The sequence below is a fragment of the Mycolicibacterium helvum genome (assembly GCF_010731895.1).
Taxonomy (GTDB): domain Bacteria; phylum Actinomycetota; class Actinomycetes; order Mycobacteriales; family Mycobacteriaceae; genus Mycobacterium; species Mycobacterium helvum.
In genome coordinates this window covers 5,831,858-5,854,324 of record NZ_AP022596.1, presented here as the reverse complement: position 1 = coordinate 5,854,324, position 22,467 = coordinate 5,831,858, and the positions used below count along the sequence as shown (strand labels likewise).

The following is a 22,467-nucleotide window of genomic DNA, read 5'->3' as shown; positions in this document are numbered from 1 at the left end:
AATTGGCTGCATGACTTCGGTGGCGATTGCCGGCGCCAGCGGCTACGCCGGCGGTGAGATTCTGCGCTTGTTGCTCGGGCATCCGGCCTACGCGGATGGACGCCTGACGATCGGTGCGCTCACCGCCGCGGCCAGCGCGGGGACCCACCTGTCCGAGCACCACCCGCATCTGTTGCCGCTGGCCGACCGGGTGCTCGAACCCACCGAACTCGATGTCCTGGCCGGCCACGATGTGGTGTTCCTGGCCCTGCCGCACGGCCATTCCGCAGCCCTGGCCGAACAACTCGGCGCGGGCACGCTGATCATCGACTGCGGCGCCGACTTCCGGCTCACCGACGCCGACGACTGGCAGCGCTTCTACGGCTCCCCACACGCCGGCAGCTGGCCCTACGGCCTGCCCGAACTGCCCGGCGGCCGGGATCGGCTGCGCGGCGCCACCCGGATCGCGGTGCCCGGTTGCTATCCGACGGCCGCCCTGCTGGCCCTGCTGCCCGCCGTCGCCGAGGACCTCGTCGAGCCGGCCGTCACCGTCGTCGCGGTCAGCGGCACATCGGGGGCGGGTCGCGCGGCCAAGGTCGACCTGCTGGGCTCGGAAGTGATCGGCTCGGCGCGGGCCTACAACATCGCCGGTGCGCACCGGCATACCCCGGAGATCGCCCAGGGTTTGCGGGCGGTAACGGATCGGGCCGTCACCGTCTCGTTCACGCCGGTGCTGATCCCCACCTCGCGCGGCATCCTGGCCACCTGCACCGCGCGCACCCAGGCGCCGGTGTCCCAGATTCGCGCGGCCTACGAAAAGGCTTACGACGCTGAGCCGTTCATCCACCTGCTGGCAGAAGGCCAGCTGCCCCGCACGGGCGCGGTGATCGGCAGCAACGCCGCGCAGCTGGCTGTGGCCGTCGACGTCGACGCCGGCGTGCTGGTCGCGGTATGCGCCATCGACAACCTGGTCAAGGGCACGGCCGGTGCGGCAGTGCAGTCGATGAACCTCGCACTGGGCTGGACCGAGACCGAAGGATTGTCAATCGTGGGAGTGGCGCCGTGACGAGCCTTGATCAGACCAAATTGGTGCGGAATCAGGGGGTCACCGCCCCCGCAGGCTTCCGCGCGACCGGGATCGCCGCAGGCATCAAGAAATCCGGCGCACTGGATCTGGCGCTGGTGTTCAACGAAGGCCCCGACTATGCGGCCGCCGGGGTGTTCACCCGCAACCAGGTCAAGGCCGCCCCGGTGCTGTGGAGCCAGCAGGTCCTGTCCACCGGCCGGCTGCGCGCGGTGCTGCTGAACTCCGGTGGCGCCAACGCCTGCACAGGAGCGGGCGGCTTTCAGGACGCGCACGCCACCGCCGAAGCTGTTGCCGCAGCCCTCAGTGAATGGGGCACCGAGACCGGACCGGTCGAGGTCGCAGTCTGCTCGACCGGTCTGATCGGCGATCGGTTGCCTCTTGACAAGGTCTTGGCCGGCGTCACCGAGATCGTCCACGAACTCGCCGGTGGGCTCACCGGCGGCGAAGAAGCCGCGCGCGCCATCATGACCACCGACACCGTGCCGAAACAGGTTGCGCTGCATCACTCGATCGAATCGGGGGAGAACTGGACCCTCGGCGGGATGGCCAAGGGTGCTGGCATGCTGGCGCCGTCGCTGGCCACCATGCTGGTGGTGCTGACCACCGACGCGGTGGCCGACGCCGACGCGCTGGACACCGCGCTGCGCAGGGCGACCGCCAAGACCTTCGACCGCCTCGACGTCGACGGCAGCTGCTCGACCAATGACACCGTGCTGCTACTGGCCTCCGGCGCCAGCGAGATCGCGCCCACTCAAGAGGATCTGGACGCGGCCGTGCTGCGGGTCTGCGATGACCTGTGCGCGCAGCTGCAGGCCGACGCCGAGGGCGTCACCAAGCGCATCGCGATCACCGTGACCGGGGCGCCGACCGACGACGATGCGGTGATCGCGGCCCGGATCGTTGCGCGCGACAGCCTGGTGAAGACGGCGCTGTTCGGCTCCGACCCGAACTGGGGCCGGGTGCTGGCCGCGGTGGGCATGGTGCCGTTCGAGATCGATGCACAGCGGATCACCGTGTCGTTCAACGGCTTCCCGGTGTGCGTTGACGGCGCAGGCGCACCCGGTGCCCGCGATGTGGATCTGGCCGGTGCCGATATCGACGTAACCGTCGACCTGAAACTGGGTGACGGGCAGGCGACGATTCGCACCACCGATCTGTCGCACGCCTACGTCGAAGAAAACTCGGCCTACAGCTCATGACCGCAACCGTGAACGCCAAGGCCGCGGTCCTCGCCGAGGCGCTGCCCTGGCTCAAACAGCTGAACGACAAGATCGTCGTCGTCAAATACGGCGGCAACGCGATGACCGACGACCGGCTCAAGGCCGCATTCGCCGACGACATGGTGTTCCTGCGCAACGCCGGAATCCACCCCGTCGTGGTGCACGGCGGCGGGCCGCAGATCGGTGCCATGCTCAAACGCCTCGGCATCGCCGGGGAATTCAAAGGCGGCTTGCGGGTTACCACCCCCGAGGTACTCGAGGTCGCGCGGATGGTGCTGTTCGGCCAGGTCGGTCGCGAGCTGGTGAACCTCATCAACGCCCACGGCCCGTACGCCGTCGGCATCACCGGTGAAGACGCTCAGTTGTTGACGGCAGTGCGCCGGGGGGTCACGCTCGACGGAGTGGCCACCGATATTGGCCTGGTCGGCGACGTCGAGCACGTCAACACTGCGGCGGTCCTGGATCTCATTGCGGCCGGCCGCATTCCGGTGATTTCGACGATCGCCCCTGACATCGACGGCGTGGTGCACAACATCAACGCCGACACCGCGGCCGCAGCCGTGGCAACGGCGCTGGGCGCCGAGAAACTGCTGATGCTCACCGATGTCGAAGGCCTCTACACCAACTGGCCCGACCGGAATTCGCTGGTCAGCCAGGTCGACACGGATACGCTGACCGAGCTGCTGCCCAACCTCGAAACCGGCATGATCCCCAAGATCGAGGCGTGCCTGCGGGCGGTCGAGGGCGGGGTACCCAGCGCGCATGTGATCGACGGACGTGTCGAACACTGTGTGCTGGTCGAACTATTCACCGACGAAGGCACGGGCACGAAGGTGGTCCCATGAGCGAAACGGGGAGTCAACACAGCCTCATTGAGCGTTGGTCCGAGGTCATGATGGACAACTACGGCACGCCGCCGCTGGCGCTGGCCAGCGGTGACGGTGCGGTGGTGACGGACGAGAACGGTAAGACCTACCTCGACCTGCTCGGCGGTATCGCGGTCAACATCCTCGGCCATCGCCATCCCGCGATCATCGAGGCCGTCACGACCCAGCTCAACACCCTGGGCCACACGTCGAATCTGTATGCCACCGAACCGGGTATCGCGTTGGCCGAGGCGCTCGTCGACCAGCTCGACGCCCCGGCCCGGGTGTTCTTCTGCAACTCCGGCACCGAGGCCAACGAGGTCGCCTTCAAAATCACCCGGCTGACCGGGCGCACCAAACTCGTTGCCGCCCAAGGCGCCTTCCATGGCCGCACGATGGGCTCGCTCGCACTGACCGGACAGCCCACCAAACAAGCGCCGTTCGAACCATTGCCCGGCGATGTCACGCACGTGCCCTACGGGGACGTCGAAGCACTCGAGGCCGCGGTCGCCGACGACACCGCAGCCGTCTTCCTCGAACCGATCATGGGCGAGGGCGGCGTCGTCGTGCCGCCGGAGGGCTACCTTGTCGCCGCACGCGAGATCACCAGCCGCCACGGTGCGCTTCTGGTTCTCGACGAGGTTCAGACCGGCGTCGGGCGCACCGGCGCCTTCTTCGCCCACCAGCACGACGGCATCACTGCCGACATCGTCACGCTGGCAAAGGGTCTCGGCGGGGGACTGCCGATCGGTGCGTGCCTGGCCATCGGACCCACCGCCGATCTCCTGACCCCCGGGTTGCACGGCAGCACGTTCGGTGGCAACCCGGTGTGCACCGCGGCCGCGTTGGCGGTGCTGCGGGTGCTGGCCGCCGAAGACCTGGTCAACCGCGCCGATCTGCTCGGCAAGTCGCTGAGCCACGGTATCGAGGCGCTGGGCCATCCGCTGGTCGATCACGTCAGGGGCCGCGGCCTGCTGCGCGGTGTTGTGCTGACTGCCCCACAGAGCAAGGCCGTCGAAACCGCGGCCCGCGACGCCGGATTCCTGGTCAACGCCGCCGCACCGGACGTGGTCCGGCTTGCGCCGCCGCTGATCATCACTGACGTGCAGATCGATGATTTCCTGACGGCATTACCGGCGATCCTGGATGAGGCGGCCCAATGAGCACCCTGAGGCACTTCCTGCGCGACGACGACCTGACTCCCGAAGAGCAGGCCGAAATCCTGCAACTGGCCGCCGCACTCAAGAAAGATCCGATGAGCCGGCGGCCGCTGGAGGGCCCGCGCGGTGTCGCGGTCATCTTCGACAAGAACTCCACCCGCACCCGGTTCTCCTTCGAGATGGGCATCGCCCAACTCGGCGGTCACGCCGTCGTCGTCGACGGGCGCGCCACCCAGCTCGGCCGGGAGGAGACCCTGGAGGACACCGGTCGGGTGCTGTCACGCTACGTCGACGCGATCGTCTGGCGCACCTTCGCCCAGCAGCGCCTGGCCGCGATGGCCTCGGGGGCAACGGTTCCCGTCGTGAACGCGCTGTCCGATGAGTTCCACCCCTGCCAGGTGCTCGCCGACCTGCAGACGCTGGTCGAACGCAAGGGCTCGCTGCGCGGCCTGCGGATGACCTACTTCGGCGACGGCGCCAACAACATGGCGCACTCGCTGATGCTCGGCGGAGTCACCGCAGGCATTCACGTCACGATCGCGGCCCCGGCCGGCTTCGAGCCGCACCCGCTGTTCGTCGCCGCCGCCGAGCGGCGCGGCCAGCAGACCGGTGCCACGGTCACGCTGACCGCGGATGCGGTGACCGGCGCAAAGGGTGCCGACGTGCTGGTCACCGACACCTGGACGTCGATGGGGCAGGAGAACGACGGCCTTGACCGGGTCGGGCCATTCCGGCCATTCCAGCTCAATGCCGGCCTGCTCGATCACGCCGATTCCGAAGCTGTTGTGCTGCATTGCCTTCCGGCGCACCGCGGGCACGAGATCACCGACGAGGTGATCGACGGCCCGCGCAGCGCGGTGTGGGACGAGGCAGAGAACCGGCTGCACGCACAGAAGGCGCTGCTGGTGTGGCTGTTGGAGCAGTCATGACCAGCGAGGTCAGCACCACCCGAGCCGGGCGCCAAGCCCGGATCGTGGCGCTGCTGTCCTCGCAGTCGGTGCACAGCCAAAGCGAGCTGGCGGCGCTGCTGGCTGACGAGGGAATCGAGGTCACCCAGGCGACGCTGTCGCGCGACCTCGAAGAGCTCGGTGCAGTCAAGCTGCGCGGCGCCGACGGCGGCGTCGGTGTCTACGTCGTACCCGAGGATGGCAGCCCGGTACGCGGAGTGTCCGGCGGCACCGAGCGCGTCTCGCGGCTGCTTGCCGATCTGCTGGTGTCCACCGACGCCAGCGGTAACCTGGCCGTGCTGCGCACCCCGCCCGGGGCCGCGCACTACCTGGCCAGCGCGATCGACCGGGCGGCGTTGCCCGACGTCGTCGGCACGATCGCTGGGGACGACACCATCTTTGTGGTGGCCCGCGAGCCGATGACCGGCGCGCAACTGGCCACCATGTTCGAGACCATCCACTAACTACATCCAGTAGAGACCAAAAGACAAAGGAGCACTTCATGTCCGAACGCGTCATCTTGGCGTATTCCGGCGGCCTGGACACCTCGGTGGCCATCAGCTGGATCGGCAAGGAGACCGGCAAAGAGGTGGTGGCTGTGGCCATCGACCTCGGCCAGGGTGGCGAGGACATGGAGGTCGTTCGCCAGCGCGCCCTGGACTGCGGTGCCGTCGAAGCGGTTGTGGTCGATGCCCGCGACGAGTTCGCCGAGCAGTATTGCCTGCCGGCCATCCAGTCCAACGCCCTCTACATGGACCGCTACCCGCTGGTATCGGCGCTGAGCCGGCCGCTGATCGTCAAGCACCTGGTGACCGCGGCGCGCGAACACCGCGGCGGGATCGTCGCGCACGGCTGCACCGGTAAGGGCAACGACCAGGTGCGCTTCGAGGTCGGATTCGCCTCGCTGGCACCTGATCTGGAGGTGCTCGCCCCGGTCCGTGACTACGCCTGGACCCGGGAGAAGGCGATCGCGTTCGCCGAGGAGAACGCCATCCCGATCAACGTCACCAAGCGTTCGCCGTTCTCCATCGACCAGAACGTGTGGGGCCGCGCGGTGGAAACCGGCTTCCTGGAACACCTTTGGAACGCCCCGACGAAGGACGTCTACGACTACACCGAGGACCCGACGCTCAACTGGAACACCCCCGACGAGGTGATCGTCGGCTTCGAGCACGGTGTGCCAGTGTCGATCGACGGCAATCCCGTCACGGTGCTGGAGGCGATCGTCGAGCTCAACCGGCGCGCCGGTGCCCAGGGGGTCGGCCGCCTCGACGTCGTCGAGGACCGGCTGGTAGGTATCAAGAGCCGCGAAATCTACGAGGCCCCAGGTGCGATGGTGTTGATCACCGCCCACACCGAACTCGAGCATGTGACGCTGGAGCGCGAGCTCGGCCGGTTCAAGCGCACCACCGACCGCAAGTGGGGCGAGCTGGTGTACGACGGCTTGTGGTTCTCGCCGCTGAAGCGGTCACTGGAAGCCTTCGTGGCCAACACCCAGGAGCATGTGACCGGCGAAATCCGGATGGTGTTGCACGGTGGACATATCGCCGTCAACGGCCGGCGCAGCCCGACCTCGCTGTACGACTTCAACCTGGCGACCTACGACGAGGGCGACAGCTTCGACCAGTCGTCGGCCAAGGGCTTCGTGCACGTGCACGGCCTGTCGTCGAAGATCGCCGCCCGCCGGGACCTGGCAGGCAATCAGACGTGAGCACCAACGAGGGCTCGCTGTGGGGTGGGCGTTTCGCTGACGGGCCCGCGCCGGCGCTGGCGGCGCTGAGCAAGTCCACGCACTTCGACTGGGTGCTCGCGCCGTACGACGTCGCTGCCTCCAAGGCGCACGCAAAAGTGCTGCACCGGGCGGGTCTGCTGACTGATGAGCAGCGTGACGGCCTGCTGGCCGGTCTGGATAGCCTGGGCCGAGACGTCGCCGACGGCAGCTTCACGCCGCTGGTCACCGACGAGGACGTGCACGGGGCGCTCGAGCGCGGCCTTATCGACCGCGTCGGCCCCGACCTCGGGGGCCGGTTGCGGGCGGGCCGGTCCCGAAACGATCAGGTGGCCACGCTGTTTCGGATGTGGCTGCGCGACGCGATGCGCCGCGTCGCCGATGGTGCCCTGGAGGTGGTGTCGGCATTGGCGACGCAGGCCGCCGCGCACCCGACCGCGATCATGCCCGGCAAAACCCACCTGCAGGCTGCCCAGCCGGTCCTGTTGGCACACCATCTGCTGGCCCATGCCCACCCGCTGCTGCGCGACGTCGACCGCATCGCCGATTTCGACGACCGCACCGCGGTATCGCCCTACGGTTCGGGTGCGCTCGCCGGTTCGTCGCTGGGCCTGGACCCCGACGCCATCGCCGAGGAACTGGGATTCGCTGCGGCGGCAGATAATTCGATCGACGCCACCGCATCCCGCGACTTCGCCGCCGAGGCCGCCTTCGTGCTGGCGATGATCGCCGTCGACCTGTCCCGGTTAGCGGAGGACATCATCTTGTGGAGCACAACCGAATTCGGTTATGCCACGCTGCACGACGCCTGGTCGACCGGCAGTTCGATCATGCCGCAGAAGAAGAACCCGGATATCGCCGAGCTGGCGCGCGGCAAGTCCGGCCGGCTGATCGGCAACCTCACCGGCCTGCTGGCCACCCTGAAGGCTCAGCCGCTGGCCTACAACCGGGACCTGCAGGAAGACAAGGAGCCAGTGTTCGACTCCGTCGCGCAGCTGGAGCTGGTGCTGCCCGCGATGGCCGGGCTGGTCGCCACCCTGGTATTCGACACCGAACGGTTGGCCGCGCTGGCCCCCGCCGGCTACACCCTGGCCACCGATGTCGCCGAATGGCTGGTGCGCCGCGGGGTGCCGTTCCGGGTCGCGCACGAAGCCGCCGGTGAAGCGGTGCGTGTCGCCGAGGGTCGCGGGGTCGGGCTCGATGAGCTGACCGGCGACGAGCTGGCTCAGATCAGCGCCGAACTCACCCCCGAGGTGCGTGAGGTCCTAACTGTCGAAGGATCGGTGTCCTCCCGCGACGCCCGCGGCGGAACAGCCCCGGTGCAGGTCGCCAACCAGCTTGGTGTCGTGCGAGAGACCGCCGAGAGATTGCGGGTTCGTTTGCGACGCTGACCACGCCGCGAGACCTATTACGATCGCTTTCGTGGCGGGCACACCGGGTGGGGGGCGCATCCGGCGCTGGTTCGCCGGTCTTGGGTTCTCGCAGATGGGCCAACTGCTGACGGTGGCGGTCCTGGCGGCCACCGCATTGTTCGGTGGCCTGGACACCGTCAGCACCACGGTGACACCGTTCAAACCGGGTGAGGAGTTCAGCGACGGCGCGTTCACCGTCACCATCGACCGCGCGTCGTTTCCTCGCGAGGTCCGTGCGGGCACGTGGCTGGTGGCACCGAAGGCAGCGGGTTTGCGCTACCTTGCCGTCGCCGCGACACTGCGCAACGACGGCACCGTACCTGCCTCCGTCGACAATGAACTCGATCTTCATGACGAGCCGGGCAAACGCTTCTTCGGGGTATTCCGGATCGCCGACGGTAGCCGCATCACCCGGCTCGGGCCGGGCCTGAGCGAGCAGGTCGCCACAATGTGGACGCTGCCGGAAAACGCACTGCGCGACGGTGATTCGGTGACATTGCGGATCTGGAAGAAACAGTTCCACGAGTTGATGGTCACCTACGGCCAGACCTGGGTGGACAGTCTCACCGATTACGGGCAGGTCAGCGTCCCTGTCAAGGTTGCACCGTGAGTCGCCGGTTCGCAGGTGCGGCAGTGCTCACCGTTGTCGCGGTCGCACTGGCCGCACTGATCTGGCATCACCTGCCCGCCCAGTCCAGCATCTATGCGCCGTTCGATGTCCATGCCGGGATCAACACCGCGGCGGTCGGAGACAACCTGTCGGCAACCGTGACCGGTGCGGCTATCGCCCCGACGATCGAGAAGCCGCCGTCAAACAAACAGATCGCCGCGGCCGGAACGTGGCTGATGGCCGCGACCTCGCTGGATGCCACGAATGCGCCTGTGCTGCCGCGCGCCGACCTACTGGTGGGACCCAACACCTACGCACCGACCGATCGGCTGTTGTCGACCAACGGACTGGTGCAGCCCGGTCTCACGCTGCGTTGCGTGTGGATATTCGATGTTCCGGTCGACGTGCTGAACTCGGTGAAATCGGTGGTGCTTCGGGTGTGGGGCGGTGATGAGCGGCTCAGCTCGCGCCTGGTCATGGACATCCCGCTCGCCGACGCCAGCGTCAACCGGTCGCACTCGATCGTCATCCCGCCGGCCGAGACTGTGCCACGATGAGCCGGCTCCGGGCGCCCGCCGCGTTGTGGCAGCGCAACATCATCGGCGCCGTCGTTGTCGCCTTGGCGCTCACGGTTCTGGTGGTGACCGAACTGGCTCCGGATTGGTCGCGCTACCGCCATACCGTCGTCCCGGCCCATGTCGTCGCCGCGGGCGCAACAGGGTCGTTCGACGGGCAGACCTGGACCATCACCGGGGTCCGGCACCTCAACAAGGCGACTCGTTCGGGAGCCAAGCCATTGCCGGTCGGCACGGTGCTGCAGGTGGTCGCTATCGACCGCACCGGTGCGCCCGAAGGCGACATGTGCATCGGCATGATCACCGATGGTCTGCGCCGCTGGCAGGCCGAGGGGATGACGGGGTACGGGCCGCAGGTGCCAGATGGCGCGTCCGACCGGTGCACGGGCACAGGGCCGGTGCAGTTCAGCTTCCTGCTGCCGCGTGACGTCGTGCCGACCGCGGTCGACGTGGTCGATTTGGACGGTCGGATCAGGGTGCGGCTGCAGCTGTAGCTGGCTGCGGTGGCGCCGGATCCGGGGCGACCTGCTCCAGGCAATACGCAAAAGTGCTGGCGATCAGGCAGATTCGCAGCGGTTCGATGATGGCGTGCGAAATGAGGCTCAGCGTCTGGCCGAACCCGTCCCAGAACGGTTCTGGGTGCGGGCCCAGCAGCCAGGCCGCACCGCGCAGCAGATAGCCGTCGCCGAGCTGGGCCCGGTAGAAGCTGCCGGTCATATCCAGCCACGCCAGGCCGGCATAGGCCAGTACGTAGAGCGCCAGTGCCAATGCGCCGGCGTGCAGCACGATGCGTGCCGAGTCGGTGATCGGCCGGAATTTGCCGAGTTGCTCGATTGCGTGGTCGGTGACTTTCTCCCGCAGCGTCTTCGGTAAGACGGTCCAGCGTTTCTGCCACCGCTTGCCGGCCGGGGCGGATCGCTCGAAGACCACATCGGCACGACGGCCGACGACGCGCTGGGCCACCTTGCGCCAGTCGGTAGTCACGGTGACGCCGTAGACGATGCCGGCCAGCGCCAGCCAGATGAGCGGGACAGCCGCGCCGCCGAACGCGGTGCGCAGCATCCACATGGCGGCGTCCCAGGCTTTCTCCAGCGGCGCGAAATGAGAGAACAGGTCGGCGCGGGTGGTGCTGAGCCACACTATGATTCGGCGCTGCGCAATCCACCCGGCCGGATTGATGAGTACCGTCAAACCCTGATTGACCGAGAAGCTCAGCACCAAGAACACCCATAGCGCATCGACATAGAGCCGGATCGCGACGAGCCACGACGGCAACCGGTCCTTGAGCTTGCTCAGTGCCGTGCGGGTCACCAATGCCGCCGCGATCAGGACCCAGGTGACCGCCCCGACGGGCAGCGATTGCGGATGCAGATCAGTCGGTGGAGCTCCGGCTGCCACGGCTGTCATCGAGTCACCGACGCGATAGATCAGGGCTCGGCTCTCGAAAGCGAGCCAGTCCTCCCGGAACATCTGCCAGGCCAGATAGATCGCGAAGAACGGCACGATGACGGTGGAAAACAGATCGATGCTGCGGGCCGGGCGCCGGCCGAGCGTGGCCAGCACCGGAAAAGCCGGGCGCAGCACCAGGAACATCGCCACGTACGAGCCCAGCCGCGCCATGCCCGCCAGCGGCATGATCAGCGAGGCCCACCAGTCGTTGTCGTAGCCGGCCCACGCTGCCCAATCGATCGCCAGGTGCCGGCCCAGCAGACCCAGCAGATAGCAGGCAAGCAGTTGCGGGAAGTACCGTGCCCAGACGCTGAACGGCCGCAACAGGTAGCCCATGGTGGACAGTCTAGGAATCAACTCCGGTACTGATAACTTCTCGGGGTGGGTGGGGGATACGGGCTGTTTCGCCAGCGCCAATTCCGCGACCTGTGGTCGGCCAATCTGGTGCTGAATCTGGGCCAGGTGATGCTACTGCTGGCCGCCGGCTGGATCATGACGTCGCTGACCAGCAATGCGGTCCTTGTCAGCCTGGTGCAGGCCACCACCAGCCTGCCGTTCCTGGTGCTCGGCATCCCGGTGGGCATCATCTCCGACAGCATCGGTCATCGCAGGCTGCTCGTCGTCGCCCACCTGTGGATGGGTTCCTTGGCCGTCGTCTTGGCGCTGATCGAGTGGCTCGGCCACCTCACCCCGTGGCCGCTGTTGACACTGCTGTTCCTGATCGGAGCCGGGCTGGTGGTCCAGCAGTCGGCCTGGAAGCCGTTCCTGCACGACATGGTGCCAGAAGACAAGCTCGTCGCCGCGATTTCGTTCAATGCGCTGAGCAGCAAGCTTGCCCAGGCGATCGGCCCGATCATCGGCGGCTTCCTCATGGTCGTCGGCGCGGCGTTCGTCTTCGCGGTGCGGGTGCTTTCGCACCTCGTGATGATCCTCGCGTTGCGTCATGTGCCCAAACCGGCAGCCGGCGCAGCCGAACAGCGTGTGGCCGTCACCCGGTCGTTGCGCGACGGGTGGCAGTACTTGAGGAAATCGCCGGCACTGTACGGCCCGATGATTCGCTCGGCCGTGCTGATGGCCCCGGTCGGCGGGGTGCTGGCGCTGCTGCCGCTGGAGGCGCGGGACAATATTCAGACCGGGGTGATCGGGTACGGCGGACTGTTGACAGCCCTGGGCATCGGAACCGCGACGGGCGTGTCGGTCATGCCGCTGCTGCAACGCCACATCCGAATCAATGTGCTGACAACCGGTGCGCTGGCGGTATTCTCGGCCACCGTGCTGGGCATCAGCCGGTGGGACAGCATGCTGCTCGATGCGTCATTTCTGCTGTTCTTCGGCTTCTCCTGGAGCGTCCTCAGTGTCAGCCACCAGTACTCGGTGCAGACGTCATCGCCGGAGCGCATGCGGGGGCTGATGACCTCGTTCTACAACATGACTCTGCAGGGCTCGATGGCACTGGGCAGCGTCGCATTCGGTGTCATCGCCGAAAAACAGGTGGTCAGCGTTGCCATCCTGATTGCGGGGCTGGTCGCAGCGAGTGGTCTGCTGCTGGTCGGCCGGTATCCGGTATCGGATGGCCGCGCAGTCGATTAGCTAGTCGACCAATTCCGACAGCTCGAGCCACCGGTTCTCTTTGTCGGCCACCTCGGCCTCCAGTTCGCGAAGTTCCTGCGTCAATCGGCCCAGGCCGACATGATCAGATTGGTCGAACTCGGCCAGCTCGACGTGTTTGGCGTTGACCCGGTCGGACAGCTTGACCAGCGCCCGGTCCAGGGACGCGATTTCCTTTTCCACACTGCGCAATTCGGCACCGGAAAGTGCCTGGGTGGCGGGCTCGCGAGTCGACGTTGACGCACCGCCCGTCTCGCTGCGTGCCTTGATCCGCAGATACTCGTCGATACCGCCTGGCAGATGACGCAGGTGTCCGTCGAGGATCGCGTACTGCTGATCGGTGACCCGTTCCAGCAGATACCGGTCGTGGGACACCACGATCAACGTGCCGGGCCACGAGTCGAGCAGATCCTCAGTGGCCGAGAGCATATCGATGTCGACATCGTTGGTCGGCTCGTCAAGCACCAGGACGTTGGGTTCCTCGAGCAACGTCAGCATGAGCTGCAGGCGCCTGCGCTGCCCGCCGGAAAGCTCGCCTACCCGCGAGGACAACTGCTCACGGCGAAAACCCAAGCGCTCCAACAATTGTGTAGGAGTCAGCTCCTTGCCCTCGACCTGATAGCCGGCCGGCAGCCTGCCGACGACCTCGCGAACCATATCGCCGGCGATATCGGTGAGTTGGCTGGACTGCTGATCGAGCATCGCCAGTCGCACCGTCTTGCCGCGCTTGACCCGACCGGAATCGGGGGCTACCGTCTCGGCGATCAATCCCAGTAGCGTCGACTTACCCGCGCCGTTGGCGCCGACGATGCCGGTGCGCTCACCGGGGCCGATACGCCATTCCACATCGCGCAGAACGGGTTTCCCGTCGTAGGCCACCGAAACGTCGAGGAGGTCGATGACATCTTTACCCAGCCGAGAGGTGGCCAGTTTGGCCAGCTCGACACCATTGCGGATCGGCGGCACGTCCTCGATCAGCTGGTTGGCCGCGTCGATGCGGAACTTCGGTTTCGAGGTTCGTGCCGGTGCCCCGCGGCGCAGCCAGGCGAGCTCCTTGCGCATCAGGTTCTGCCGCTTGGCCTCGGCGGCCGCGGCGACGCGGTCACGTTCGACGCGTTGCAACACGTATGCCGCGTAGCCACCGTCGAATGGTTCGACGATCCCGTCGTGCACCTCCCACGTCGTGTTGGCGACCTCGTCGAGGAACCACCGATCGTGGGTGACGATCAGCAGACCGCCGGAGTTGCGCGGCCAGCGGGTCTTGAGGTGCTCGGCCAGCCAGGTGATGCCCTCGATATCGAGGTGGTTGGTCGGCTCGTCGAGGGCGATCACATCCCAGTCGCCGATCAGCAGCTCGGCCAACTGGACGCGGCGGCGCTGGCCGCCGGAGAGTTGGCCCACCGGGGTCTGCCAGTCGATATCGGAAACCAGACCGGCGACGACATCGCGGATGCGGGGGTTGCCGGCCCACTCATGTTCGGGCAGGTCGCCGACCAGCACCGCGCCCACGGTGGCTTCTGGGGGCATGGTGTCGGCCTGGTCCAGTGCGGTCACCCGCAGCCCGCCGCGCAGGGTCACCCGGCCGGCGTCGGGCGAGATGCGTCCGGTGAGCATGCCCAGCAGGCTGGACTTGCCGTCGCCATTGCGCCCGACGATGCCGATCCGGGCGCCGTCGTTGACGCCGACGGTCACGGATTCGAAGACCACCTGCGTCGGATACTCGAGATGGAGCGCTTCAGCGCCGAGCAGGTGTGCCACTGGGATGAGGGTACTGGTGCCCCACCAAAGCAGCGGGACACAGATCGGCGTTATGCCATGATGTGCTGGCTGTCGGGGCCTTATGCGGCAGGGACGTGGGACAGGGGAGAAGACCCGTGGATCTGAAGTTGTCGGCGGTCACCAGGCCTGTTGAACGCCTGATGGCGACGGCGCAGAACGGTTTCGAGGTACTGCGCTGGGGCGGTCTGGAAACCGGCGCGGTGCCCTCGCCGCACCAGATCGTCGAAAACAAGCCGATGTACAAGCTCCGGCGCTACTTCCCGCCGGACAACCGGCCGGGCCGGCCGCCCGCCGGGCCGCCGGTTCTGATGGTCCACCCGATGATGATGTCGGCGAACATGTGGGACGTCACCCGCGAAGACGGCGCCGTCGGCATCCTGCACGAGGCGGGCATCGACCCGTGGGTCATCGACTTCGGTTCGCCCGACGAGGTCGAGGGCGGCATGGAACGCAACCTCACCGACCACATCGTGGCGCTCAGCGAGGCCATCGACGCCGTCAAGGACGCCACCGGCCAGAGCGTGCATCTGGCCGGCTACTCCCAAGGCGGCATGTTCTGTTATCAGACCGCGGCCTACCGGCGCACCAAGGACATCGCCAGCATCGTGGCGTTCGGCTCCCCGGTGGACACTCTGGCGGCCCTGCCAATGGGCATTCCGCCGAATCTGGGTGCGGTCGCCGCCGACTTCATGGCCGACCATGTCTTCAACCGCATTGACATTCCAGGCTGGTTGGCGCGCACCGGATTTCAGATGCTGGACCCGCTCAAAACAGCCAAGGCGCGCCTGGATTTCCTGTTCCAGCTACATGACCGGGACGCCTTGCTGCCACGGGAGCAGCAGCGGCGGTTCCTGGATTCGGAGGGCTGGATCGCCTGGTCCGGTCCGGCGGTGTCCGAACTGCTCAAGCAGTTCATCGCCCACAACCGGATGATGTCGGGCGGGTTCGCGATCAACGGCCAGCTGGTGACGCTGTCCGACATCACCTGCCCGGTGTTGGCGTTCGTCGGCGAGGTCGACGACATCGGCCAACCGGCCTCGGTTCGCGGCATCAAGCGCGCTGCACCCGCCGCCGATGTCTACGAGGTGATGATCCGAGCTGGTCACTTCGGCCTGGTCGTCGGGTCCAAGGCGGCGACGGCGACGTGGCCGACGGTGGCGGACTGGGTGCGCTGGCTGGCCGGCCAGGACTCCCGGCCGGCCAATATCGCGCCGATGCAGGACAGCACCGCCGAGCCCGACGAATCCGGGGTGGCCCTGTCCGCGCGGCTCATGCACAGCGTGGCCGAAGCCTCAGGGCTCGCGCTGTCGCTGGCGCGCGGTGCGGCAGACGCGGTGGTCAACGCCAACAAGTCGGCGCGCACGCTGGCGGTGGAAACCGCCCGTACGCTGCCACGGCTGACCCGGCTGGGGCAGATCAACGACCACACCCGCATCTCGCTGGGCCGCATCATCGATGAGCAGGCCAACGGCGCCCCCAACGGCGAGTTTCTTTTGTTCGACGGCCGGGTGCACACCTACGAGGCAGTCAACCGCCGGATCAACAACGTGGTCCGCGGGCTGATCGGCGTCGGCGTACGCCAGGGCGGACGGGTCGGTGTGCTGATGGACACCCGGCCGTCGGCGCTGGTGGCGATGGCCGCGCTGTCCCGGCTGGGCGCGGTGGCCGTCCTGATGCCGCCGGACGCCGACCTCGGGGAGGCGGTCCGGCTGGGTGGGGTCACCGAGGTCATCACCGACCCTGGCAACCTCGAAGCGGCACTCGCGCTGCCGGTCCAGGCACTGGTCCTCGGCGGCGGCGAGAGCCGCGACCTGAATCTGCCCGAAGGCAGCAATGTCATCGACATGGAGAAGATCGATCCGGACGCAGTGGAGCTGCCGGGTTGGTACCGGCCCAATCCTGGCTTCGCCCGGGACCTGGCCTTCGTCGCCTTCAATTCGGTCGGCGGCGTTTTGGTACCCAAGCAGATGACCAACTATCGGTGGGCGTTGTCGGCATTCGGCACCGCGTCGGCCGCGGCACTGGGGCGCAGCGACACTGTCTACTGCCTGACCCCGCTGCACCACCAATCCGGGCTGCTGGTCAGCCTCGGTGGCGCGGTTGTCGGCGGCGCCCGGATCGCCCTGTCGCGCGGGCTGCAACCCGACCGCTTCCGCGCTGAAGTCCGTCAGTACGGGGTCACCGTCGTGTCCTACACCTGGACGATGTTGCGTGACGTCGTGGATGACACTGCCGACCCGGCCCTCTTCCTGCATGGCAACCATCCGGTCCGGTTGTTCATCGGCTCGGGAATGCCGCCGGGCCTGTGGCTGCGGACCGTCGAGGCGTTCGCGCCGGCCAGCATCGTGGAGTTCTTCGCCACCACCGATGGGCAGGCCGTCTTGGCCAACGTGTCCGGCGCCAAGGTGGGCAGCAAGGGCCGCCCGCTGCCCGGCGGCGGCCAGGTGGAACTGGCTGCCTACGAGGCCATGGATGACCTGATCCTGGAGGACGACCGGGGGTTCGTCGTGGTCGCCGAACCCAACCAGGTCGGTGTGCTGTTGGCCCGGCCGTGGGGGCCGATCGACCCGACCGCGTCGGTCAAGCGGGGGGTCTTCGCCTCTGGTGACACCTGGATCTCCACCGAATACGTGTTCCGCCGTGACGCCGACGGCGACTTCTGGCTACTGGGGAATCGGCCCTTGCTGATCCGCACCGCGCGCGGTGTGGTGTTCCCGGAGTCGGTCACCGATGCGGTCACCCGGATCAGTGCCGTGGACCTCGCCGCGACGTACGGCGTCGAGGTGCCAGGCGGCACGATCGCGGTTACCGCGATCACGCTGCGGCCCGGCATGGCCGTCACCACCGCCGATCTCACCGACGCCTTCGCGGCGATGCCGGTCGGACCCGCGCCCGACATCGTCCACGTGGTGCCGGAAATCCCGCTCAGCGCCACCTCTCGGCCGACGGCGTCGGCGTTGCGCGCCGAAGGAGTGCCCAAGGCGTCTCGTAACGCCTGGCATTTGGAGCCCGATACGGGAAAGTACAAGCGTTTGACGGCTGCGGCACGAGCTCATCTCGGTGGTACCCAAGACTGAGCTTCTGCCCAGGTCGCGAAGCGCTGTTAGGCTCGCCGAGAGTCCCAGGTGCCAACGCGTCGGAGGAATGCATGCCAACCCAGGCCGTTTCACGTCACTGGCGTCGCGCCGTTCGCGGCACGGCGATCGGTGCCCTGACCGCTGGGCTGCTGGTCGGCATGGGCACGCCGCAGGCGCTGGCCGATCCGGTCACCACGCCGGCGACCCCGAACTCTGACAATGGGGTTCCGCAGTTCCAGAGCGCCGACCAGTTGCTGCTCTTCATCGACCAGGAGTACGACCAGGGCGCCGGTGGCGGTCAGCTGTCGAACCTGATCAAGCAGGTCATGAAGTTGCGCGCCCAGGGCATCAAGCCCTCACGCACCAACATCGCCGAGATCCAGAACGCGCTGCAGTACCGGCCGAACCAGAAGCCGCTGATCGAGGCGCTGCAGAACACCTTGGGTTACCAGCAGAAGATCTACGCCCAGATGCAGCTCCTGCAGCAGGCGCAGCAGCGCCAGCAGAACAATGCGGTGATGGGCGCCGGTCAGATGCCCAGCGACGGCGCTCCTACCATCGGCGGCAGCGGTGCTCCGGCTGCGGCCGCCCCGCCGAGCCCGTAATCGCATCGTGTTCGACGACAAGCTGCTGAAGATCCTGGTGTGTCCGGCCGATCGCGGTCCGTTGGTGCTCGTCGATGAGGTTCTCTACAACCCCCGGCTGCACAAGGCCTACCGCATCGAGGACGGCATCCCGGTGTTGCTGGTCGACGAGGCGGTCGACATCGGCCCCGAAGAGCACGAGCGTCTGATCGCGCGGTCGGGGTCTTAATCCACCGGCAAGTCCCCAGTGAGATAGCGCTGCAGGGTGGGTGCGATCGTCGCGGCCACCCGTTCAGCAGGCAGCGATGCGAACGGTTCAAGCCCGATGATGTAGCGCGCCATCACCACGCCCACCAGTTGCGACGCCACGAATTGCACTCGCAGGCGTCCGCTTCCCAGCGGCTTGTCGATGCGAGGTGCGACTTCGGCGGTGATGATCTCCTGCAGGAACGAGCGGATCAGGCTGACGTCGGAGCCGGCCAATAGCGATCGGATTGTGGCGATGAGCGCGGCGCCCATCTCCGAATCCCACAGTGGCAGCAGCATCGACGGCAGGGCGTAGCCGAGTTCCTCGACCGGGGTATCCCGCAGCGGCACCAGGATGCTCATCGGGTCGATCGGAATGTTGATCGCAGCGGCGAACAGCTGCTGCTTGGTGCCGAAGTAGTGGTGTACCAATGCCGAGTCGACGCCGGAGGCAGCGGCGATCGCACGGATCGATGTTTTGTCGATACCGTTTCGGGCGAACAATTGCCGTGCGTTGGCCAGAATTCGGTCCCGGGTGTCGGTGGTGCCGCGGGGGCGGCCGGGACGTTTCGGCTGCGGGTCCGCGGTCACGGCGTGCGCCGGCGTAGGGTCGCCGCAGCTAGCGCCATTGCTGCCACTGCGAACGCCAGGACGACGACGATGTCCCGGATGGCGACATCGGTCAACCCGGTGTTGGCGTTGACTTCACGCAGGGCTTCCAGCGCGTAGCTGGCCGGCATGGCGTTGCTGATCCACTCCAGCCAGGTCGGCATCTGATCACGAGGCACGATGATCCCGGCCAACAGCAACTGCGGGACGATGAACACCGGCATGAATTGCACGGCCTGAAACTCGGTGCGGGCGAAGGCACTTGCCAGCAGTCCGAGTCCGACGCCCAAGACCGCGTTGATGACGGCGATGAGGAACACCCAGACCGGACTGCCCTTCGTGTCAAAGCCCAGCAGCCAGAACGCCACGACGCAGGCCAGGATCGCCTGCGCAGCCGCGGCGACCGAGAAGGCGGTGCCGTAGGCGGCCAGCAGATCCAGTCGGCGCAGCGGTGTGGTCAGGATGCGTTCGAGGGTTCCCGACGCCCGTTCGCGCTGCATGGTGATCGACGTGATGAGGAACATCACGAACAACGGGAACAGCCCGAGCAGGATCAGGCACGCGGTCTGGAACGGCGACACCATGCCCGGGAACGACGGCACATCGTGGAACATGAAGTACATCAGCGTGATCACCGCGCTCGGAACCACGAGGATCATTGCGACACTTCGGTGGTCGGCGCGCAGCTGGCGCAAGATACGGGTCGTGGTCGCCAGGTACGCCCGGGGGCTCAGCTTGCTGAGGCCGCGGTGCTGTGCGTGATGACGGAGAGGAACGCTTCCTCCAGTGACGTGCATCCGGTGTCCTCTCGCAGGCGGGCTGGGGTGGTGTGGGCCAACAGCCGGCCCTCGCGCATCAGCAGCAGGTCGTTGCAGTGGTCGGCTTCGTCCATCACGTGACTGGACACCAGCAAGGTGGTGCCCCGGCGGGCGAGCTTGTCGAACTGGTTCCATAGGTCGACGCGCAGGACCGGGTCGAGCCCGACGGTCGGCTCGTCGAGCACCAGCAGGTCGGGCTGGCTGACCAACGCGCAGGCCAGCGAGACCCGGGTGCGCTGCCCGCCGGACAGATTGGCGCAATAGGCCTCGGCATGGTCGAGCAGTCCGACGTCGTCGATCGCCCGGTCGGCGGTCGCCACAGCCGCGCCGTAGAGGGCCGCGAAATAGCGGACGTTGTCGATGACTCGCAGGTCGTTGTAGATGGTCGGGTCTTGGGTGACGTAGCCGACGCGGTGGCGCAGCGCGGGGGAGCCGGCCGGATGTCCGAGCACGGTGACGGTTCCGGAAGCCACGATCTGGGTGCCGACGATGCTGCGCATCAGTGTCGTCTTGCCGCAGCCCGATGGGCCGAGAAGTCCGGTGATCGTGCCGCGAGGGATCTGGACGGAGAAGTCGTGCAGGGCGACCCGTTTGCCGCGGACCACTTTTAGGTTCTCGACGTGAACAGCGGCTTCGACACCGCTCGTCAATAATTCATCGCTCGATGAACTCATCACACGATGAATAATCCTCCCCGAACTTCGGCGGGTCAATGGCTGGGGCAGAATCTCCTCCGATGAGTGTCGATCTGCTGGACACCGACCCGGTCTCAGCGGCCCGCGTGCTGCTTGGCGGGGTGATCTGCTGTCGCGGAGTCAGCGCACTGATCGTTGAGGTCGAGGCCTATGGCGGCCCGTCTGACGGGCCGTGGCCGGATGCCGCCGCGCACTCGTTCCGGGGACCGCGCATTCGCAACAAGGTGATGTTCGGTCCGCCCGGCCGGCTCTATACCTATCGAAGCCACGGCATTCATGTCTGCGCCAACGTCGTGTGCGGTCCGGACGGAACGGCCGCGGCGGTCCTGATCCGGGCGGCCGCGATCGAGTCGGGGCTGGAGGTGGCCCAGGCCCGCCGCGGTCCGTTGGTGCGCCCGACGGCGCTGGCCCGCGGGCCCGGCAATCTGTGTTCGGCGCTTGGCGTCGTGATGGAGGACAACGGCGTCGACGTCTTCGACCCGGAATCTCCGGTGACGCTGCAACTCGGTGGAGGCGGTCACCAGAGTTGCGGGCCGCGGGTCGGGGTCTCTCAGGCGGCCGATCGACCGTGGCGGTTGTGGCTTACCGGACGTCCCGAAGTGTCGGCCTTCCGGCGCAGTCCGCGCGCGCCACTCCCGGGCGCGAGCGACTGAGCGAACCCCATACGGGAAGATCAACGCATGGCCACGACGATCCTCGACGAGTTGGGCTGGCGCGAGCTGATCGCCCAGTCAACCGATATCGACGCGCTTGCCGCCGCAGCCGCGCAGCCGCCCATGACCGTCTATTGCGGATTCGACCCCACCGCGCCGAGCCTGCATGCGGGAAATCTGGTGCCGTTGCTCACACTTCGGCGATTCCAGCGGGCCGGGCACCGCCCGATCGTGTTGGCCGGTGGTGCGACGGGCATGATCGGTGATCCTCGTGACACCGGCGAGCGGACGATGAACACCACCGACACCGTCGCGCAATGGGCCGAGCGGATTCGCGGTCAGTTGGAGCGGTTCGTCGATTTCGACGATTCGGGCAGTGGTGCCGTCGTCGAGAACAACCTGAGCTGGACCTCACAGCTGAGTGCCATCGATTTCCTGCGTGATGTCGGCAAGCACTTCTCCGTGAATGTGATGCTCGACCGTGACACCATCCGCCGCCGGCTGGATGGGGAGGGCATCTCCTACACCGAGTTCAGCTACATGCTGCTGCAGGCCAACGACTATGTGGAGCTCAACCGGCGGTACGGCTGCGCGCTGCAGATCGGTGGGTCCGATCAGTGGGGCAACATCATCGCCGGTGTGCGACTGGTCCGTCAGACGGTCGGTGCGACCGTGCACGCGCTGACAGTGCCGTTGGTCACTTCCGCGGACGGCACGAAGTTCGGCAAGTCCACCGGCGGGGGGAGTCTCTGGCTGGATCCCGAGATGACCAGCCCTTATGCGTGGTACCAGTACTTCGTCAACACCGCTGACGCCGACGTGATCAAGTACCTGCGCTGGTTCACCTTCCTGTCGGCTGACGAGCTCGGCGAGCTCGAAGAGGCCACCACGACTCGACCGCACGAGCGGGCGGCGCAGCGCCGGCTAGCCCGGGAGCTGACGACCCTGGTGCACGGCCCCGGTGCGACCGAGGCGGTGGAACACGCCTCCCAGGCGTTGTTCGGCCGCGGTGAACTTTCCCGGCTCGATGAGCCGACTCTGGCCGCGGCGCTGCGGGAAACCTCAGTGGCCGAGTTGGGGCCGGGCAGCCCGGACGGCATCGTCGACCTCTTGGTGGCCACGGGTCTGTCGTCGAGCAAGAAAGAGGCCAAGCGCACCATCAGCGAAGGCGGCGTCTCAGTCAACAACGAGAAGATCGACAGCGACGACTGGGTGGCACAACCGTCCCACTTTCTGCACGGCCGCTGGATGGTGCTGCGGCGCGGGAAGCGGAATGTGGCTGGGGTACAGCGGGTTTGAGGATCCTGTCGGCGTCGAAAACCTGCGTTACGCAGCGGATTTGACTCCCCGTTAGCACTCACGTA

The 22,467-nt window shown here is 67.0% G+C and carries 22 protein-coding genes; 17 read left to right on the top strand and 5 right to left on the bottom strand.

Going from position 1 to position 22,467, the window contains the following annotated elements; all coding sequences use genetic code 11:
* Positions 1-10 precede the first annotated feature (10 nt).
* The 11 genes from argC to G6N38_RS27525 are packed head-to-tail and all read left to right on the top strand — an operon-like array spanning position 11 to position 10,079.
* Positions 11-1,045, top strand: a complete 1,035-nt coding sequence (gene argC, locus G6N38_RS27575; RefSeq protein ID WP_163751277.1) for an N-acetyl-gamma-glutamyl-phosphate reductase — start codon at positions 11-13, stop codon at positions 1,043-1,045.
* On the top strand, positions 1,042-2,265 hold the full coding sequence (argJ, locus tag G6N38_RS27570; RefSeq protein WP_163751276.1) for a bifunctional glutamate N-acetyltransferase/amino-acid acetyltransferase ArgJ: 1,224 nt from the start codon (positions 1,042-1,044) through the stop codon (positions 2,263-2,265). The genes argC and argJ overlap by 4 nt, the downstream gene beginning before the upstream one ends.
* A complete protein-coding gene (gene argB, locus G6N38_RS27565) occupies positions 2,262-3,131 on the top strand; it encodes an acetylglutamate kinase (RefSeq protein WP_163751275.1) in 870 nt (289 codons plus the stop codon). The genes argJ and argB overlap by 4 nt, the downstream gene beginning before the upstream one ends.
* Positions 3,128-4,315 (top strand): acetylornithine transaminase, encoded by a 1,188-nt coding sequence (locus G6N38_RS27560; RefSeq protein WP_163751274.1) that lies wholly within the window; start codon positions 3,128-3,130, stop codon positions 4,313-4,315. The genes argB and G6N38_RS27560 overlap by 4 nt, the downstream gene beginning before the upstream one ends.
* Positions 4,312-5,241 (top strand): ornithine carbamoyltransferase, encoded by a 930-nt coding sequence (argF, locus tag G6N38_RS27555; protein WP_163751273.1) that lies wholly within the window; start codon positions 4,312-4,314, stop codon positions 5,239-5,241. Before G6N38_RS27560 ends, argF begins: the two co-directional genes overlap by 4 nt.
* Entirely contained in the window at positions 5,238-5,723 is a 486-nt protein-coding gene (locus tag G6N38_RS27550) for an arginine repressor (protein WP_163751272.1), read from the top strand. Before argF ends, G6N38_RS27550 begins: the two co-directional genes overlap by 4 nt.
* 38 nt (positions 5,724-5,761) lie before the next feature.
* Positions 5,762-6,970 (top strand): argininosuccinate synthase, encoded by a 1,209-nt coding sequence (locus G6N38_RS27545; protein ID WP_163751271.1) that lies wholly within the window; start codon positions 5,762-5,764, stop codon positions 6,968-6,970.
* Entirely contained in the window at positions 6,967-8,379 is a 1,413-nt protein-coding gene (gene argH, locus G6N38_RS27540; protein WP_163751270.1) for an argininosuccinate lyase, read from the top strand. The genes G6N38_RS27545 and argH overlap by 4 nt, the downstream gene beginning before the upstream one ends.
* Positions 8,380-8,410: 31 nt before the next feature.
* On the top strand, positions 8,411-9,010 hold the full coding sequence (locus G6N38_RS27535; RefSeq protein ID WP_246227478.1) for a hypothetical protein: 600 nt from the start codon (positions 8,411-8,413) through the stop codon (positions 9,008-9,010).
* A complete protein-coding gene (locus tag G6N38_RS27530; RefSeq protein ID WP_163751269.1) occupies positions 9,007-9,567 on the top strand; it encodes a hypothetical protein in 561 nt (186 codons plus the stop codon). Before G6N38_RS27535 ends, G6N38_RS27530 begins: the two co-directional genes overlap by 4 nt.
* Positions 9,564-10,079 carry a hypothetical protein gene (locus G6N38_RS27525; protein ID WP_163751268.1) on the top strand — a complete coding sequence of 172 codons (516 nt, stop codon included), beginning with the start codon at positions 9,564-9,566 and terminating at the stop codon, positions 10,077-10,079. The genes G6N38_RS27530 and G6N38_RS27525 overlap by 4 nt, the downstream gene beginning before the upstream one ends.
* On the opposite strand, the gene G6N38_RS27520 is transcribed toward G6N38_RS27525, so the two are convergent.
* Positions 10,057-11,370 (bottom strand): hypothetical protein, encoded by a 1,314-nt coding sequence (locus G6N38_RS27520; RefSeq protein ID WP_163751267.1) that lies wholly within the window; start codon positions 11,368-11,370, stop codon positions 10,057-10,059. The genes G6N38_RS27525 and G6N38_RS27520 overlap by 23 nt on opposite strands.
* A gap of 45 nt (positions 11,371-11,415) precedes the next feature.
* Between G6N38_RS27520 and G6N38_RS27515 the strand changes: the two genes are divergently transcribed.
* The gene (locus G6N38_RS27515) at positions 11,416-12,624 is read left to right on the top strand and encodes an MFS transporter (protein ID WP_163751266.1); all 1,209 of its coding nucleotides are present in this window, start codon (positions 11,416-11,418) and stop codon (positions 12,622-12,624) included.
* Here the strand turns inward: G6N38_RS27515 and G6N38_RS27510 are convergent, their stop codons facing one another.
* The gene (locus tag G6N38_RS27510) at positions 12,625-14,400 is read right to left on the bottom strand and encodes an ABC-F family ATP-binding cassette domain-containing protein (protein WP_163751265.1); all 1,776 of its coding nucleotides are present in this window, start codon (positions 14,398-14,400) and stop codon (positions 12,625-12,627) included.
* 161 nt (positions 14,401-14,561) lie between these two features.
* Between G6N38_RS27510 and G6N38_RS27505 the strand changes: the two genes are divergently transcribed.
* From G6N38_RS27505 to G6N38_RS27495, 3 genes are all read left to right on the top strand, one after another.
* A complete protein-coding gene (locus G6N38_RS27505; RefSeq protein ID WP_246228107.1) occupies positions 14,562-17,498 on the top strand; it encodes an acyl-CoA synthetase in 2,937 nt (978 codons plus the stop codon).
* Between the two features lie 71 nt (positions 17,499-17,569).
* A complete protein-coding gene (locus G6N38_RS27500) occupies positions 17,570-18,103 on the top strand; it encodes a hypothetical protein (protein ID WP_163751263.1) in 534 nt (177 codons plus the stop codon).
* Positions 18,104-18,110: 7 nt separating this feature from the next.
* Positions 18,111-18,311 carry a Trm112 family protein gene (locus G6N38_RS27495; protein WP_163751262.1) on the top strand — a complete coding sequence of 67 codons (201 nt, stop codon included), beginning with the start codon at positions 18,111-18,113 and terminating at the stop codon, positions 18,309-18,311.
* Here G6N38_RS27495 and G6N38_RS27490 read toward each other — a convergent pair.
* Genes G6N38_RS27490 through G6N38_RS27480 form a run of 3 tightly spaced genes read right to left on the bottom strand, consistent with a single transcriptional unit; the run spans position 18,308 to position 20,432 of the window.
* Complete coding sequence (locus tag G6N38_RS27490) at positions 18,308-18,919, bottom strand: TetR/AcrR family transcriptional regulator (RefSeq protein WP_163751261.1); 612 nt, start codon at positions 18,917-18,919, stop codon at positions 18,308-18,310. The two genes, G6N38_RS27495 and G6N38_RS27490, sit on opposite strands and share 4 nt — an antisense overlap.
* Positions 18,916-19,734: an ABC transporter permease gene (locus tag G6N38_RS27485; protein WP_163751260.1), complete on the bottom strand. Its 819-nt coding sequence runs from the start codon at positions 19,732-19,734 to the stop codon at positions 18,916-18,918. The genes G6N38_RS27490 and G6N38_RS27485 overlap by 4 nt, the downstream gene beginning before the upstream one ends.
* Positions 19,668-20,432, bottom strand: coding sequence for an ABC transporter ATP-binding protein (locus G6N38_RS27480; RefSeq protein WP_163751259.1), 765 nt, complete (start codon positions 20,430-20,432; stop codon positions 19,668-19,670). Before G6N38_RS27480 ends, G6N38_RS27485 begins: the two co-directional genes overlap by 67 nt.
* A 59-nt stretch (positions 20,433-20,491) precedes the next feature.
* Between G6N38_RS27480 and G6N38_RS27475 the strand changes: the two genes are divergently transcribed.
* On the top strand, positions 20,492-21,103 hold the full coding sequence (locus tag G6N38_RS27475) for a DNA-3-methyladenine glycosylase (RefSeq protein WP_163751258.1): 612 nt from the start codon (positions 20,492-20,494) through the stop codon (positions 21,101-21,103).
* Between the two features lie 27 nt (positions 21,104-21,130).
* On the top strand, positions 21,131-22,402 hold the full coding sequence (gene tyrS, locus G6N38_RS27470; RefSeq protein WP_163751257.1) for a tyrosine--tRNA ligase: 1,272 nt from the start codon (positions 21,131-21,133) through the stop codon (positions 22,400-22,402).
* Positions 22,403-22,467: the final 65 nt, after the last annotated feature.